Annotated in this window: 11 protein-coding genes; 5 read left to right on the forward strand and 6 right to left on the reverse strand. The window is 61.5% G+C overall.

Annotation, left to right across the window (positions count from 1 at the left end):
• Window positions 1-310: 310 nt before the first annotated feature.
• Window positions 311-820 (forward strand): single-stranded DNA-binding protein, encoded by a 510-nt coding sequence (gene ssb / locus VM94_RS09300; RefSeq protein ID WP_046683231.1) that lies wholly within the window; start codon window positions 311-313, stop codon window positions 818-820.
• A 191-nt stretch (window positions 821-1,011) separates the two neighbouring features.
• Window positions 1,012-1,494 (forward strand): DUF1203 domain-containing protein, encoded by a 483-nt coding sequence (locus VM94_RS09305; protein WP_046683300.1) that lies wholly within the window; start codon window positions 1,012-1,014, stop codon window positions 1,492-1,494.
• On the opposite strand, the gene VM94_RS09310 is transcribed toward VM94_RS09305, so the two are convergent.
• On the reverse strand, window positions 1,491-1,907 hold the full coding sequence (locus VM94_RS09310) for a hypothetical protein (RefSeq protein ID WP_046683232.1): 417 nt from the start codon (window positions 1,905-1,907) through the stop codon (window positions 1,491-1,493). The two genes, VM94_RS09305 and VM94_RS09310, sit on opposite strands and share 4 nt — an antisense overlap.
• Window positions 1,908-2,142: 235 nt before the next feature.
• Between VM94_RS09310 and VM94_RS09315 the strand changes: the two genes are divergently transcribed.
• Window positions 2,143-2,922, forward strand: coding sequence for an acetoin reductase (locus VM94_RS09315; RefSeq protein ID WP_046683233.1), 780 nt, complete (start codon window positions 2,143-2,145; stop codon window positions 2,920-2,922).
• Window positions 2,923-2,974: 52 nt separating this feature from the next.
• Here VM94_RS09315 and VM94_RS09320 read toward each other — a convergent pair whose 3' ends face one another.
• Complete coding sequence (locus tag VM94_RS09320; RefSeq protein ID WP_046683234.1) at window positions 2,975-6,556, reverse strand: M1 family aminopeptidase; 3,582 nt, start codon at window positions 6,554-6,556, stop codon at window positions 2,975-2,977.
• A 9-nt stretch (window positions 6,557-6,565) separates the two neighbouring features.
• Window positions 6,566-7,462, reverse strand: a complete 897-nt coding sequence (locus tag VM94_RS09325; RefSeq protein ID WP_046683235.1) for an ABC transporter ATP-binding protein — start codon at window positions 7,460-7,462, stop codon at window positions 6,566-6,568.
• Window positions 7,463-7,717: 255 nt separating this feature from the next.
• On the opposite strand from VM94_RS09325, the gene VM94_RS09330 reads away from it, so the two are divergent.
• A complete protein-coding gene (locus VM94_RS09330; RefSeq protein WP_138828961.1) occupies window positions 7,718-8,224 on the forward strand; it encodes a GNAT family N-acetyltransferase in 507 nt (168 codons plus the stop codon).
• A 6-nt stretch (window positions 8,225-8,230) separates the two neighbouring features.
• On the opposite strand, the gene VM94_RS09335 is transcribed toward VM94_RS09330, so the two are convergent.
• Complete coding sequence (locus VM94_RS09335; RefSeq protein WP_082127643.1) at window positions 8,231-9,079, reverse strand: hypothetical protein; 849 nt, start codon at window positions 9,077-9,079, stop codon at window positions 8,231-8,233.
• Between the two features lie 228 nt (window positions 9,080-9,307).
• Here VM94_RS09335 and VM94_RS09340 point away from each other — a divergent pair, with 228 nt between their 5' ends.
• Window positions 9,308-10,054 carry a metallophosphoesterase family protein gene (locus VM94_RS09340; protein ID WP_046683236.1) on the forward strand — a complete coding sequence of 249 codons (747 nt, stop codon included), beginning with the start codon at window positions 9,308-9,310 and terminating at the stop codon, window positions 10,052-10,054.
• Here VM94_RS09340 and VM94_RS09345 read toward each other — a convergent pair.
• On the reverse strand, window positions 10,047-11,390 hold the full coding sequence (locus VM94_RS09345; protein WP_046683237.1) for a sigma-54-dependent transcriptional regulator: 1,344 nt from the start codon (window positions 11,388-11,390) through the stop codon (window positions 10,047-10,049). The two genes, VM94_RS09340 and VM94_RS09345, sit on opposite strands and share 8 nt — an antisense overlap.
• Complete coding sequence (locus VM94_RS09350; RefSeq protein ID WP_046683238.1) at window positions 11,383-13,293, reverse strand: sensor histidine kinase; 1,911 nt, start codon at window positions 13,291-13,293, stop codon at window positions 11,383-11,385. Before VM94_RS09350 ends, VM94_RS09345 begins: the two co-directional genes overlap by 8 nt.
• Between the last annotated feature and the right edge of the window lie 176 nt (window positions 13,294-13,469).

Consider the following 13,469-nt stretch of genomic DNA (forward strand, 5'->3'; position numbering starts at 1 on the left):
GGTCAACCTGTAACTATAGCCGGGTTTTGCTCTGCATGCCTGAGGCGTCCATGGGCGGATTGCGCCGCCGGGCGAACGTGCCCTGACAAAGTTTGATGCAGATGCGTACAGACGTTTGAATACTGTATATAATACCAGTATTCAAGTTTCTTGTTTTCACCTGCCGTGAAAAAAACGTGCTGCCGCACGGGAGAGGGCGTCCGCCAGAAAGCGGGTGCTTTGCGCCGCGTGGTCGCTTATAATCCTCGTTTAGTACACTAAACTAACGCGCGGGACACCGGCTCCCGCTGCAGTTCATCAGGAGTTATTCATGGCATCAGTCAACAAAGTCATCATCGTCGGCAATCTGGGCCGTGACCCGGAAATCCGCTACATGCCTAGCGGCGACGCGATCGCCAACATCGCCGTGGCCACTTCGTACAAATCGAAGGACCGCAACACGGGCGAACAAAAAGAATTGACAGAGTGGCACCGTATCTCGTTCTTCGGCCGCCTGGCGGAAATCGTCGGCCAATACCTGAAAAAAGGTTCGTCCGTCTACGTCGAAGGCCGTCTGCAAACCCGTAAATACACGGACAAGGACGGTGTCGAGAAGTACGCAACCGACATCATCGCGGAACAGATGCAAATGCTGGGCGGCCGTTCCGGCATGGGCGGCGACGCCGGCGGTGGCGATGACAGCTACGGTGGCGGCGGTGGCTACGACGCCCCAGCCCCGCGCCAGGCACCAGCTCCGCGCCCAGCCCCGGCGCCGGCCCCACGCCCGGCACCGAAGCCAGCACCGAACTTCTCGGATATGGATGACGATATTCCGTTCTAAGCACGTCGTACTGACGCCTGCCGTCAGCCACTGTTGATAGAAGCCTGCTTCATCCGTGAAGCAGGCTTTTTTATGCGCACGGGCTGTAGTGGGCGATTCGGGGCGCATTGTCACATTCCATAGCAAGAAGCGGATAGCGGCGTTGTCCGGATGCTGGTCTGATGGTGATTTTGACGACGCCGGAGAACAGCATGGCTTTTCGTATTACGGGGCTGTCGCCCGAACCTTTTCTGCCCTTTTTTTCCTTGTCCGATGCCGAGTTAATGGCGCTGGGCATGCGGCGCCAGGTGGTCGACCAACACCCCGGATTTCCTGACCGTATAGCGCTGGTGGACGCAGAGTTGGGCGAGACCGTGCTGTTGTTGAATCATGTGTGCCAGCCCGCCATGACGCCTTACCGGGCTTGCCACGCCATTTTTGTCCGCGAGGGCGCCACGCAAGCGTACGATGCCGTCAACCAGGTGCCGGAATCGATGCGGCGGCGTCTATTGTCGCTGCGGGCCTATGCTGTCGATGGCATGATGCTTGATGCCGACGTGGTGGAAGGCACCGCCGTAGAAGCCGTCATTACACGACTATTCGGCAATGCTGACGTCAGTTATATCCATGTTCATAATGCCAAGCGGGGCTGTTATGCGGGGCGTATCGACCGAGTTGGCAGCTCCCATATTTAATCGCGCAAGCCCATCTCCAGACTGTAGCTTGCCACCGCATTCCTGCGCGCCGCATTGCGCATCAAATACACCTGCACCGTGTACTCGCCATCGGCTGGCAGTTTTGCCTGGTAATTGTTACCGGTGGTCGAGCCGATGAACAGGGCTTCATCCTGGCCTGGCTGGCGGATGTTGAAGTAATTCGACGGTTGATTAGTCTTGAGCTTGACGCTGAGGGTCTGGCCCGCCTTGCCTGCCACCGTGTATTCGGCCGTTGCGTAGCCCTTGATCTTGCCTTTCACGTTGTGCACGGTTTTTTCTGCCGTCAATTCGACGTTTTCCTTGTGGACCGGGGCGGCGCTCCAGGCGGGCATGGTGAAAACGAGGGCCGCCAGCAGCAGGCTGGCGCGAATGGGCAGATGGCGATGCGGCATGGGGACTTCCTCTTGAGCGTGGTGCCAGCGCGCTCGCCGGCGATGCTGGCCATGTTACGCCAGATGCCGTCATTGGCTAGTACGGCAGCGCTCGTACCGTGTGTGCCGATGCGCTTTTTTTTCACATTTCTTGACCTGCGCGTTTTTTCCGGACGCGCACGTTTCAACGCGCGGAAAAAGACGAAATTCAGGTAGGCTGAAGCGTCTCTTCTCACTACTCTGAAAGGAACGCAGCATGGGAATTTCCGGAAAAGTCGCACTCGTCACGGGGGCCGCGCAAGGTATCGGCAAGGCTATCGCCTTGCGCCTGGCCAAGGATGGCGCCGATATCGCGCTGGTGGATCTGAACCAGGAAAAGCTGGACACGGCCGCCGCCGAAGTGCGCGCGCTGGGACGCCGTGCCGTCACTTTCATTGCCGACGTGTCGCAGCTCGCTCAGGTCACCGAAGCGGTGGCGTTTGCCGAGCAGGAGCTGGGCGGTTTCGACATCATTGTCAACAACGCCGGTATCGCACAAGTGCAGCCGCTGCTCGACGTGACGCCGGAAGAGGTCGACCGCATCATGCGCATCAATGTGCAAGGGACGCTCTGGGGCATCCAGGCGGCCGCCAAGACCTTCAAGAAGCGCAAGCAGAAAGGCAAGATCATCAATGCCTGCTCCATCGCCGGGCATGACGGCTTTGCCTTGCTGGGCATGTACTCGGCCACCAAGTTTGCCGTGCGCGCGCTGACGCAGGCGGCGGCCAAGGAACTGGCGGCCGACGGCATCACCGTCAACGCGTATTGCCCTGGCGTCGTCGGCACGGACATGTGGACCGAGATCGACAAGCGCATGGCCGAAGTGACGGGCGCGGAACTGGGTGCGACGTATAAAAAATATGTGGACGGCATCGCGCTGGGACGCGCCGAGACGCCAGACGACGTGGCAGGGCTCGTCTCCTTCCTGGCGGGGCCCGATGCCGATTACATGACGGGCCAGGCGCCGCTGATCGACGGAGGATTGGTATACCGTTGATAGCGTGAAGGGGGCAGACGGGGATTTGGCGTCCCCGTCCGCCCCCAGTCTGCTAGTTAATGCTGACTTCCTTGCGGTTGTCGCGCGGAACCCGGTCGATCATCTTGTTGTAGGGATCGACGCCCACTTCGAACGGTTTGTCCTTCACCGTTATCGTCACCACGGGGTCGCTGCCGGACAGGACGCGCTTATCCGTGAACAGGACTTTTTCATCCTTCTCTTTGCCGCCCGGCGGGCGTGCGAAGATGGCGATTTCCACCGGCTCGTCGTAGGCGCGCGCGCTTTCCTTGCCCTTGCCGTCGGACTCCAGCTTGGCCAGGTGCAGCTGCATGGTGACATCCCACTGGCCATCCTTGCGCTGTACGGCCTTCGCTTGCGTGACGCGGTTGTCGTAGAAGACGATCTTCTCGAACAGGTCCGTGATCAGCGCCTGCTTGTCCTGCGGCGCTTCGGCGCGGATGTAGGCCAGCAGTTCCGACGACGTGGTAAATGGCGCCTGCTGGTAGCCCTTGTCCTGCAGATAGCGTTTCAGGGCGCGGTTCAGCGCTTCCTCACCGATTTCATCGCGCAGGCGGTAGAACACCAGGCTGCCCTTGTTGTAGTGGATGTATTGCTGTCCCTCCACGCGCGCCAGCGGCAGTTCCTCGATGGCTTCGCCGCCGCGTCCGCTCAGGTAGCGGTCCAGTTCATAGCGCAGGAAGCGGCGCATCTTGTCGCGCCCGTATTCCTTTTCCATCACCATCAGGGCCGAGTATTGCGCCAAGGACTCCATCAGCATGGTGGCGCCCTGCACGTTGGCGCCGATCACTTGATGGCCCCACCACTGGTGCGCCATTTCATGCGCCGTGACGTAGAATACGTAGTCGATGTCATCCTTGTCGCGCAGGTCGGCGATGAAGCCGATGCCTTCCGAATACGGGATCGTATTGGCAAACGACTGCGCGAAGCTCTGGTAGCCGGGGAATTCCAGGATGCGCACCTGCTTGTGCTGGTAGGGCGTGAACTCGGTGGTGTAATAGTCGAGCGACTTTTGCACGGAGGTGATCATGCGCTGCGTGTTGTAGCCATGCTTTTTATCGAAATAAACTTCGATCGGCACGCCGCGCCACGCGTCTTTCTTGACTTCCCAGCGCGCCGACAGATAGGCGAAGAACGGCATCATCGGCTGGTCCATCTTGTAGCGGTAATAGCGGCGGCCATCCTTTTCCCAGCTCTTCTGCAGATAGCCGGGCGCCAGGGCGATCTGTTCGTCGCTGGTGGACACCGTCGTGTCGAAATGGATCCAGTCCGCTTCGCCGCCAAAGACCGTATTGCCATAGGCGGAGGTGTCTTCCAGCTTGGCCATGCGCTGCGGCTCGCCCAAGCCCCGCTTGCGGCGCTCATTGCGGTCCGTCAACTCCATTTCCTTGGTATAGCCGAAGTGCGGGAAATACGCCTGGTTGTTGAAGAAGCTGCCGTTCAGGTTGACCTGGTCCGGCGCGCCGCTGTTGGTAAAGCCTTCATGCGTGACGGCCACCGTGAAGTCCAGCGGCAGGGTGGCACCGGGCGCCACGGGGCGGGCCAGCTTGAGGATGCTAAAGCCCAGTTCCTCGTCGTTCAGCGTCACCTTGTGCTCAGGCAAGTTCAACCAGTGCGTGTCCAGGTCCGGATTGAGTTGAATGCGCAGGGTGTCGAGCGGCTGCTGCGTCTTGTTTTGCAGCACGTAGTGGCCCTTGATCAAGACTTTGCGTTGCTCGGGATAGATATCCACATCGGCCTGGATATCGGTGATCTTCAGCTGTGGCAAGTCCTTGTACTGTTTGTACAATTTCTCGTAGCGCGCCTGCTTGTCCATGCTGACATTCGCCGTTTCATACCGGTTCAGCACATTTGTGTTGTAGAAGATCCAGCCGCCCGTGCCGGCCCAGCACAGCAGCACCACGGCCAGCGCGGCACCAGCTTTGCCGCTCAGGCGCTGGCGCGCCAGACGCACGCGCGCACGCCAGTCGGCGGACAGGCCGCGCACCCAGAATGCCTGCGCCAGCATGACGAGGGCCACGGTGAACAGAGTCCAGTACAGCGCGAACCAGGACCAGCCGGCCAGGAAGTGGCCATAGCCATTCATGTCCGAATACTTGATGGCCGGCGTGCCGCCGAAGGCGTACAGATTGTGTTCGAAGTGCAGCATGCCCAGCACCATTTGCGCCACCATCAGCAGGATCACCAGCAGGTAGCCGATGAACTTGTTATTCGACAGCACTTGCAGGGTGAGGGCGCACAAGGCCATCAGCACGAAGAAGAGGGCGCCCAGCAGGGTGCCTTTCAGGTACAGCCCCAGTTCCACGGGCGCGCCGCCCTTGTAGAGCTGGAAACCGATGGCCGCGATGACGCCCACCAGCAGGTAGCCGGCGATGACGCCGACCAGGGCCGTGCATTTGGCCAGCAGTGGAACCCAGCTGGGCACGGGCATGGCATCGCTGACATCGGCGATCCTGACCTGCCGTTCCTTGAAGATCAGTTCGCCCGCATAAAAGGTGACGATGATGATCAGCATGAAGCTGAAGCTGTTGTTGATATTTTGCAGCATCAGGTGCGTCATCGGATACACGGCCGTGCCGTACATGTTCTTGCCGATACTCGCCCCGGCGACCAGGTTGATCACGGCGAACAGCAGCATGACGAGGAAGGGCACGCTCTTGAATACGCCGACGGCGTCGAAGCGCAGGATTTGCCACCATTGGCGCCAGGCTGTCGCGCCCGTAAAGACGGGGACGCTGCGCGGCAGGTGCAGCGGCGTCGCCACGGCCGGCGCGGTGGCCGCGGCCTTGTGCTTGCCGAACAGGCGTTTTCCCGTCCCCGTGCGCTGCGGCTTGAACAGGATCACGGTGGCGGCGAACAGTACTACCGTGATGGCCAGCCACAGCAAGCGGTTGGCCAGCAGGAAGCCGGAAAACGGCGGCAAGCCCGCGTTCGCTTCGGCGGACGTGAAGTAGCGCGTCATGCGGCCGAACGCGCGCATGCCGAACGGGTCGAGCAGGACGGCGATCCATTCGTTGTTGATGTCGCGCGTAAAGGCGCCCGCCATGCCCCACAGCACGAAAAAGCCCAGCACGCCCACGTAGACGAGCAGCATCGAGCGCGTGGTGGCCGCCAGCAACATCAGCAGGGCGCCGATGAAGAGCAGGTTCGGAATCACCATGACGCCGAAGCTCCACGCATACGCATGCAGCGAGAACGCGCCCACGCGCTGCGGGTCGACCCAGGGCATGAGGGGGCCGAGCATGAGGGCCAGGGCGATGGCGGCAAAGATCACCAGGCAGGCGACGAAGCCGGCGGCAAAGCGGCCGAACAGGTAGTCCCACTTGCGCATGGGCGTGGCGAACAGCATGTCGGCCATGCCCACTTCGCTGTCGCGCAGCACGGCGCCCGCGATGAAGATGGTGATGAGCAACATCGACAGCAGGCTGAACATCGTCAGCAACTGCGCCACCACGGTGGGTGCATTGCGGTTGATGTTGCCGATGGCGCCGCCGATCTGGATCGAATCGCTGCTGCTGGCGCCAAACGCCATCAAGGCGAGGATGACGGCAAATATCCACAGCAGCGGCTGTTTCAGCTGATAGCCGAGGTCAAACTTGAAAAATTCCTTCCACATAGCGGCCCCTTACGCTGCAGCTGCGGCGGCGCCGCTGCGGGCGGCGTTGCGCACGTGCAGGAAGTACACGTCTTCCAAGTCCGGGGCGATCTGCGTGAAGCCGCTGTCGGGCTGGCTGTCGGCAAACACATTGATTTGCGGCTTGCCGCCCACCAGGCGCGTCGACAGTACGTTCAAGGTTTGCTGGTATTGCGCCAGCTCGTCCATGCTGACGCTGCGGCGCCAGACCTTGCCATGCAAGGTATCGATGGCCGCCTGCGGCTCGCCCTGCACCAGCACCTGTCCCTTGACGATCATCGCCATGCGCGGGCACAGGTCCGTCACGTCATCGACGATGTGCGTCGACAGAATGACGACCACCTGCTCGCCGATCTTCGCCAGCAGGTTCAGGAAGCGGTTGCGCTCGTCCGGGTCCAGGCCGGCCGTTGGTTCATCGACGATCACCAGGCGCGGCGCGCCCAGCAGCGCCTGGGCGATGCCGAAGCGCTGGCGCATGCCCCCCGAATACGTGCCCAGGTTGCGCTTGCGCGCTTCCCACAGATTGGTTTGCTGCAGCAAGGCTTCCACGGCCTCCTTGCGCGGTCCCTTTTCCGTCAAGCCTTTCAAGACGGCAAAGTGGTTGAGCAGGGTTTCCGCGCTGACCTTCGGATACACGCCGAAATCCTGCGGCAGATAGCCGAGCTGGCGGCGCAGGCCGGCCTTGTCCTGCAGTACATCGACGCCATCGAAATGGATGCTGCCGCTATCGGGATCTTGCAATGTTGCAATGGTGCGCATCAGCGAGGACTTGCCCGCGCCATTCGGTCCCAGCAAGCCGAACATTCCGTTGGGAATGTCCAGGCTGACATTGTTGATGGCCTTGACGCCATTGGCATACGTTTTGTTCAGCTGTTTGATCGATAGCATGTGCAGCACTCTCCAGAGCTTGGGTATGAAAGCCGGCAGATGCATGCCTGCCGGTCTGTGGAAGGGGATCGCCCTTGTTTTGCAGCCGCGGTGGCGGATGTTACTTAAAAACAATAATATATAGCCAATTGGGAGAAAGTTAATGTTTTTGCGATCAAGGGTGGAAATACAGGGCTGGAATGCAGGAGGGAGGGATGAGCGACGTGGTGCTACACTCGCCACCTTAACGACGCCATGCGGCGGAAAGGCGGGACCATGCCGGTAGCACAGAACATGACATTGCGCGCCGTTGCGCCCGGTGAAGAAGGGGCGCTGGCGCAGCTGTTCCAGCTGTATTGCTATGACAATACCGCCTGGAGCGGCGAGGGCGTGCTGGCCGACGGCCGCTACGACGTGTGCGATGCCGGGCTGGCCGAGTATGTGCATGCGCCCGGGCATACGGCCGTCTGGGTCGAGGTCGATGGGGCGCTGGCGGGCTTTTTCATCACGGAACCCGGCATGGAGGGCAAGCTGCCGGTGCAGGAGTTCAGCGACCTTTTTATTTTGAAGAAGTACCGGCGCCGTGGCGTGGCGCTGGAAGTGGTGCGGCGCGTCCTGCTCGACAGTGCGCAGACCTGGATGGTGGCGACGTTCCGCGCCGATGCGGATGCCTGCGCGTTCTGGCGGCAGGCATTTGCGCGCCTGCCGTTTGCCAGGGTCGAGGCGTACGACGATCCGGACTTGCCGCAGTTCCAGCTGACCTTGCTGAAACCGGCGGCCTGAGCTGGATTAGAAGCGTACTTTTACATACGCCGACGGTCCCGTCAGGCGGATGTTCAGGTCGGCATCGCGTTCGCTGTCGCGGTGCAGCTTGATTTTCGAGATGCCGTAATCGGCCACGAAACCGATATTTTTGAACGGGAACCATTCCACGCCGACATTGCCGCCGTAGATGTGACCATTGATGCGCCCGCCATTTTTCTTGATGCCCGATGCTTCCGCATACATGCGCAAGTCTGGCGTAAAGGCGTGGCGCCAGCCCACTTCCAGCAGCGGTGCAAACGCGTGCTCGCCGATGGAATCGCGTGCCGTGGCCGTTTCGCCATTGACGATGCCGGTGGCCGTGCCTTTCAGGTTGGCGTGGTAGTAGGCGGCGCCCAGGCCGATGCCGAAGGTGTCGTTGCCGCTGCCCAGCCACCATTTATAGGCCAGCTTGGCCAGGTCCAGCTTCAGGTCGGCATTCGCCGTGGCCGTGCCTGTGACGGGCTGGCCATTGATGATGGTTTCGCCCGTCAAGCTTGGCGTATAGGATTTGTCGTAGCGGTAGTAGTCGAATGCCAGGCCATGGCGGTCGCCGATCAGCAAGTCCGCCTTGATGCGCGGGATGGTGGTATGGCTCTGCTTCGATTCGGGCGCGTCGATGCGGCCAAACTGCGTGTCGGCGCCGATATTGATGCGCGGATCGGCGGAAAACGCGCCCACCGAGATGCTGACACGGTCCAGCGCCGGCGATGGCTCGGCCCGCGCCGTGGCGGCCGCCGTGGCAATACCCAGCACGCCCAGCATCATGGCGCCGCGCAAGGCGAGGTGGTGCGGGCGTGGTGGGGACAGGCGGGTGGACACGGACATGGCAGACATGGGGCAACTCCTCAAAATAAAGTGAAAACTGTCGCGACGCTTGGGCGGCCCACGCTGGGCAACAGTGCAATGAGGAAATGGTAGCAATTGTTACTTTTAAATTACGTAGCCGCACGGCGCAAGTGGCCGTCGGACTTGTCCTACCGTGTGTAACAGCCGGTAAACATAAGGACATTGCCTGCCATGCGGAACGCGGGCAGAATGGTGCGCACAAGGAGGAGACCTCGTATGAGAATTGCCGCTATTTCCGATATCCACGGCAACCTGGACGCGCTTGACGCCGTGCTGGCTGACATCGCCCGGCGTGGCGTGGACGTGACCGTCAACCTTGGCGATATCGTCTCGGGCCATCTGCAGCCGCGCGCCACGGCAGCGCGCCTGATGGGGCTGGGCCTGCCCACCATCCGCGGCAACCACGAGCGCCAACTGCTGGGCGATCCGGCCCGCATGGGCGTGTCCGACGCCTATGCGCGCGCGCAACTGCTGCCGGAACAACTCGCGTGGATAGAGGCGCTACCCGCCACCATGCGCCTGCGGCACGACGTGCTGCTCGTGCATGGCACGCCTACCAGCGACCTCGTGTATTTTCTCGACAGCGTCACGCCGCAAGGCAGCCGCGCCGCCACGCCGCAGGAAGTGGCCGAACGCGCCGGCGAGGCCGACGCGGCCTTGATCCTGTGCGGCCACACGCACATGCCGCGCCAGATGCGCCTGGATGATGGGCGGCTGATCGTCAACCCGGGCAGCGTCGGCTTGCAGGCCTATGACGACGATCACGGCTATCCGCACGTGATGGAAAACGGCACGCCGCATGCGCGCTATGCGATTGCCGAACAGGGCGCCGATGGCCGCTGGACGGCGCAGTTGCACGCCGTGGAATATGACTGGGAAAAGGCGGCCCTTTTGGCGCTGGCCAACGGGCGGCCCGACTGGGTCGTGCCCTTGCGCACGGGCCGGGTTTGCGTGCTTACCTGAACTCTTCCGCCACCAGGTTGTACTTCTGCATCTTGTGATACAGGGTCTGCTTCGGCAAGCCGAGCACCGCGCTCACTTCGCTGACGTTGCCTGCGTATGCGCGCAGTTCCTGCTCGATCAGCGCGCGTTCGAAGCCGTTGACCTGTTCCGCCAGCGACAAGGGGCTGGCCTGGCCGCTCGCCAGCAGGCTCGAGGCGCCGCCGGCGATGCCGAGCACGAAGCGGTCGGCGATATTGCGCAGTTCGCGCACGTTGCCGGGCCAGGAATGGGCCATCAGGTTGCGCATCTGCGCGCTGGAGACGACGGGCGCGGCGCGGTTGTAGCGGGCGGCGGCGGCCAGCACGAAGTGTTCGAACAGGATGGGAATATCCTCGCGCCGTTCGCGCAGCGGCGGCAGATGCAGCACGATCAAATTCAGGCGGTAGTACAGGTCGCTGCGGAATTTCTGTTGCTGCGACAAGTCTTCCAGGTCCAGCTTGGCAGCCGCGATGACGCGCACGTCGACGGGCGTGGGCACGTTCGAGCCCAGCCGTTCGATATAGCGTTCCTGCAGCACGCGCAGCAATTTCACTTGCAGCGACAGGGGCAGGCTTTCGATTTCGTCGAGGAAGAAAGTGCCCTGGTCCGCGTGCTCGATCTTGCCCACCTGCCGCTTGGCCGCGCCCGTAAACGCGCCCGGCTCGTGGCCGAAGACTTCGCTTTCAAAAATGCTTTCGGGAATCGCGCCGCAGTTGACGGCGACAAAGTTATGTTTGCGGCGGTGGCTGAAGTCGTGCAGGCAGCGGGCCACCATTTCCTTGCCCGTGCCCGTGTCGCCATAGATCAGTACGTCGGCAGGTTCGTTCGCAACGTCGAGGATCAAACGCCGTATGTCGCGCATCGCCACCGAATTCCCCAATAGACGCGCTTCGATGCCGCCGCCGTCCTCGAGCTGGCGGCGCAGGCTGTGCACTTCCAGAGTCAGGCGCCGGGTTTCCAGCGCGCGCAGGATGACGTCGACCAGCTGGTCGGACGAATACGGTTTTTCGATGAAATCGTAGGCGCCCGTGCGCATGGCGTGTACTGCCATGGTGATGTCGCCATGGCCCGTGACGAGGATCACGGGCAGGTTGGCATCGAGCGTCTTGACCGCCTGCAGCAATTCCAAGCCGCTCATGCCGGGCAGGCGTACGTCGCTCACGACGATGCCGGGGAAATCCGGGGTCAGCAGTTTATAGGCCAGCTCGGCCGAGTGGAAGGCCAGCACGTCCAGGCCGGCCAGCTGTAAAGCCTGCTCGCTGCCTTCGCGTACGGTGGGGTCGTCTTCGACCAGCAAGACCTTCAAGCCGTCAAACATGTTTTTCCTCCTGCGTTGCAATCTGTAGTTCGATGGTGAAGATGGCGCCGCCGCCGGGGGCGTTTTCTGCGCGCAGCACGCCGCCGAACTGGCGCGTGATCTGTTCGGAAATGGCCAGTCCCAGGCCCAGCCCCAGGCCTTGCGGTTTGGTCGTGAAGAACGGTTCGAACAGGTGTTCATACACTTCCGTCGACAGGCCCGGCCCCGTGTCGGCCACGTGGATCAGCACGTGCTCGGGCGTACATTCGACGGACACGCGCAGGCTGCGCACGTCGCTGCCATTCATGGCGTCGAGCGCATTGGCGTACAGGTTGACCAGCACCTGTTCCAGGCGGTTGCTTTCGCACATGGCGAAGATGTCTTCGGGCGGCAGTTGCAGGGTGAAACGCACATTTTCCACCTGCAGCCGGCGTTCGACAAGGAACAGGGCGTTGCTGATCGCCGTGGGGATCGAGACGGAGGTCAGGCTGGTCGTCGACTTGCGCGCAAAAATCTTCAACTGGCCAGTAATAGTCCCCATCCTGGCCGCAATTTGCGATATCTTCGCCAAGTTGCGCCGTGCATCGTCGAGCCGTCCCCGCTCGAGCAGGATGACGGCATTGTCGGACATGGTGCGCAGCGCCGTCAGCGGCTGGTTCAGTTCATGCGTGATGCTGGCCGACATCTGCCCCAGCACGGCCATCTTGCCAGCTTGAAACAGTTCGTTTTGCGTGATGTGCAGCTTTTGCTCGGCCTTGCTGCGCACGTCGATTTCCTGGCTCAGGCTTTGCGTCATGGCATTGAGTTCCGACGTGCGTTCCTCGACCATGGCTTCCAGGTTGTCGTAGGCATGCTGCAGGTCTTCGCGGGCGCGCAATTTTTGCGCCACGGCCGCGCGGCGCTGGCGCAGGTAAAAGAACAGCAGCATGAAAAAGCCCAGCAGCACGCACGAGAAGGCGGCCGCCGCGCGCGCGCTGGCCTTGGCCTGCGCCAGGTCGGACAAATAAATAAAAGTCCAGCCTTGCGGCGACTTGAGCTTGATCTGCGTCATCACGCTCGAGCTGGTCTTCGGCGGCGTGTCCGCATGTTCCTGCTCGCGTACGCTGATCACGCGCGCGCCATTGCCCAGCTGGCGGTCGGAAACGAAGGGGATGGCGGCCAGCTGCTTCGAATAGTACTGGCGCGTGCGGTTGAGCTCTTCGACGATGGCGGGTGACAGCGGCGCCAGGGTCTTGTACTTCCAGTCCGCCATGGAGCTGAGAAAAATCACGCCGTGCTCGTCGGCCAGCATCACCTTGTCGGCGCCTTGCACCCAGCGTTTTTCCAGGTTTTCCAGGTTCACCTTCACCGTTGCCAGGCCCAGCATGTGGCCATTCTGATAGATGCCGTGGGCAAAGAAGTAACCGGGTTCCAAGCGCGTCGTGCCCACGCCATAGAAGCGGCCCGGCGTGCCGCGCAGCGCATCCTGGGCGTAGGGGCGGAACGAGATATTGTCGCCGATAAAGCTGTCGGGCTGCTGCCAGTTGCTGGCGGCCCGCGTGTTGCCGTCGAGGTTGCTGATGAAAATCGTCGACGATTTCGCCTGGGCATTCATCTGCTCGAGGTAATGATTGACCGTATCGACCAGCACCGGATCTTCCGGGTGCTGCAGCAGACGGATCACGTCGCGGTTCAGCTCCAGGGTCTTGGGCAGGAAGTCGTATTTCTCCAACGCATTTTCAAGACTGCTGACATACACCTCCAGGCGCTGCGCGCCGCTCGCCTGCAGCTTGCCGATGGCGATGCGTTCGGTCCAGAAATACACGAGCCAGACGGTGGCCAGGCAGGCGGCCAGCACCACGCCCCAGGCCAGCGTTTCGCGGCCCGACCGTTGCGACAGGCGCTGGCGCCAGGAAAGGGAGGGTTTGGTAGTACTGCTATTCATAAAATCAGCTGCCAACTTGCAAGAACCCACAGTATCGCATTTAAATATTGCGTAAAAAGAAAAAGCCGCCGGATATGCATCCGGCGGCCCACACTTCTATTTTACGGACATCTCAACGTCCGACAAAATCGTAGCGAGCGGCAGTGATTTGTGGCCGAGAAGCGCGCCGCGCAGTA

The sequence above is a fragment of the Janthinobacterium sp. KBS0711 genome, assembly GCF_000988085.1.
Classification (GTDB): domain Bacteria; phylum Pseudomonadota; class Gammaproteobacteria; order Burkholderiales; family Burkholderiaceae_D; genus Janthinobacterium; species Janthinobacterium lividum_E.

Excerpts from the sequence above, each read along its gene's own strand:
- VM94_RS09330 (WP_138828961.1), top strand. The coding sequence starts at position 7,718 with ATGCCGGTAGCACAGAACATGACATTGCGCGCCGTTGCGCCCGGTGAA.
- ssb (WP_046683231.1), top strand. The coding sequence starts at position 311 with ATGGCATCAGTCAACAAAGTCATCATCGTCGGCAATCTGGGCCGTGAC.
- VM94_RS09335 (WP_082127643.1), bottom strand. The coding sequence starts at position 9,079 with ATGTCTGCCATGTCCGTGTCCACCCGCCTGTCCCCACCACGCCCGCAC.
- VM94_RS09340 (WP_046683236.1), top strand. The coding sequence starts at position 9,308 with ATGAGAATTGCCGCTATTTCCGATATCCACGGCAACCTGGACGCGCTT.
- VM94_RS09325 (WP_046683235.1), bottom strand. The coding sequence starts at position 7,462 with ATGCTATCGATCAAACAGCTGAACAAAACGTATGCCAATGGCGTCAAG.
- VM94_RS09345 (WP_046683237.1), bottom strand. The coding sequence starts at position 11,390 with ATGTTTGACGGCTTGAAGGTCTTGCTGGTCGAAGACGACCCCACCGTA.
- VM94_RS09315 (WP_046683233.1), top strand. The coding sequence starts at position 2,143 with ATGGGAATTTCCGGAAAAGTCGCACTCGTCACGGGGGCCGCGCAAGGT.
- VM94_RS09320 (WP_046683234.1), bottom strand. The coding sequence starts at position 6,556 with ATGTGGAAGGAATTTTTCAAGTTTGACCTCGGCTATCAGCTGAAACAG.
- VM94_RS09305 (WP_046683300.1), top strand. The coding sequence starts at position 1,012 with ATGGCTTTTCGTATTACGGGGCTGTCGCCCGAACCTTTTCTGCCCTTT.
- VM94_RS09310 (WP_046683232.1), bottom strand. The coding sequence starts at position 1,907 with ATGCCGCATCGCCATCTGCCCATTCGCGCCAGCCTGCTGCTGGCGGCC.
- VM94_RS09350 (WP_046683238.1), bottom strand. The coding sequence starts at position 13,293 with ATGAATAGCAGTACTACCAAACCCTCCCTTTCCTGGCGCCAGCGCCTG.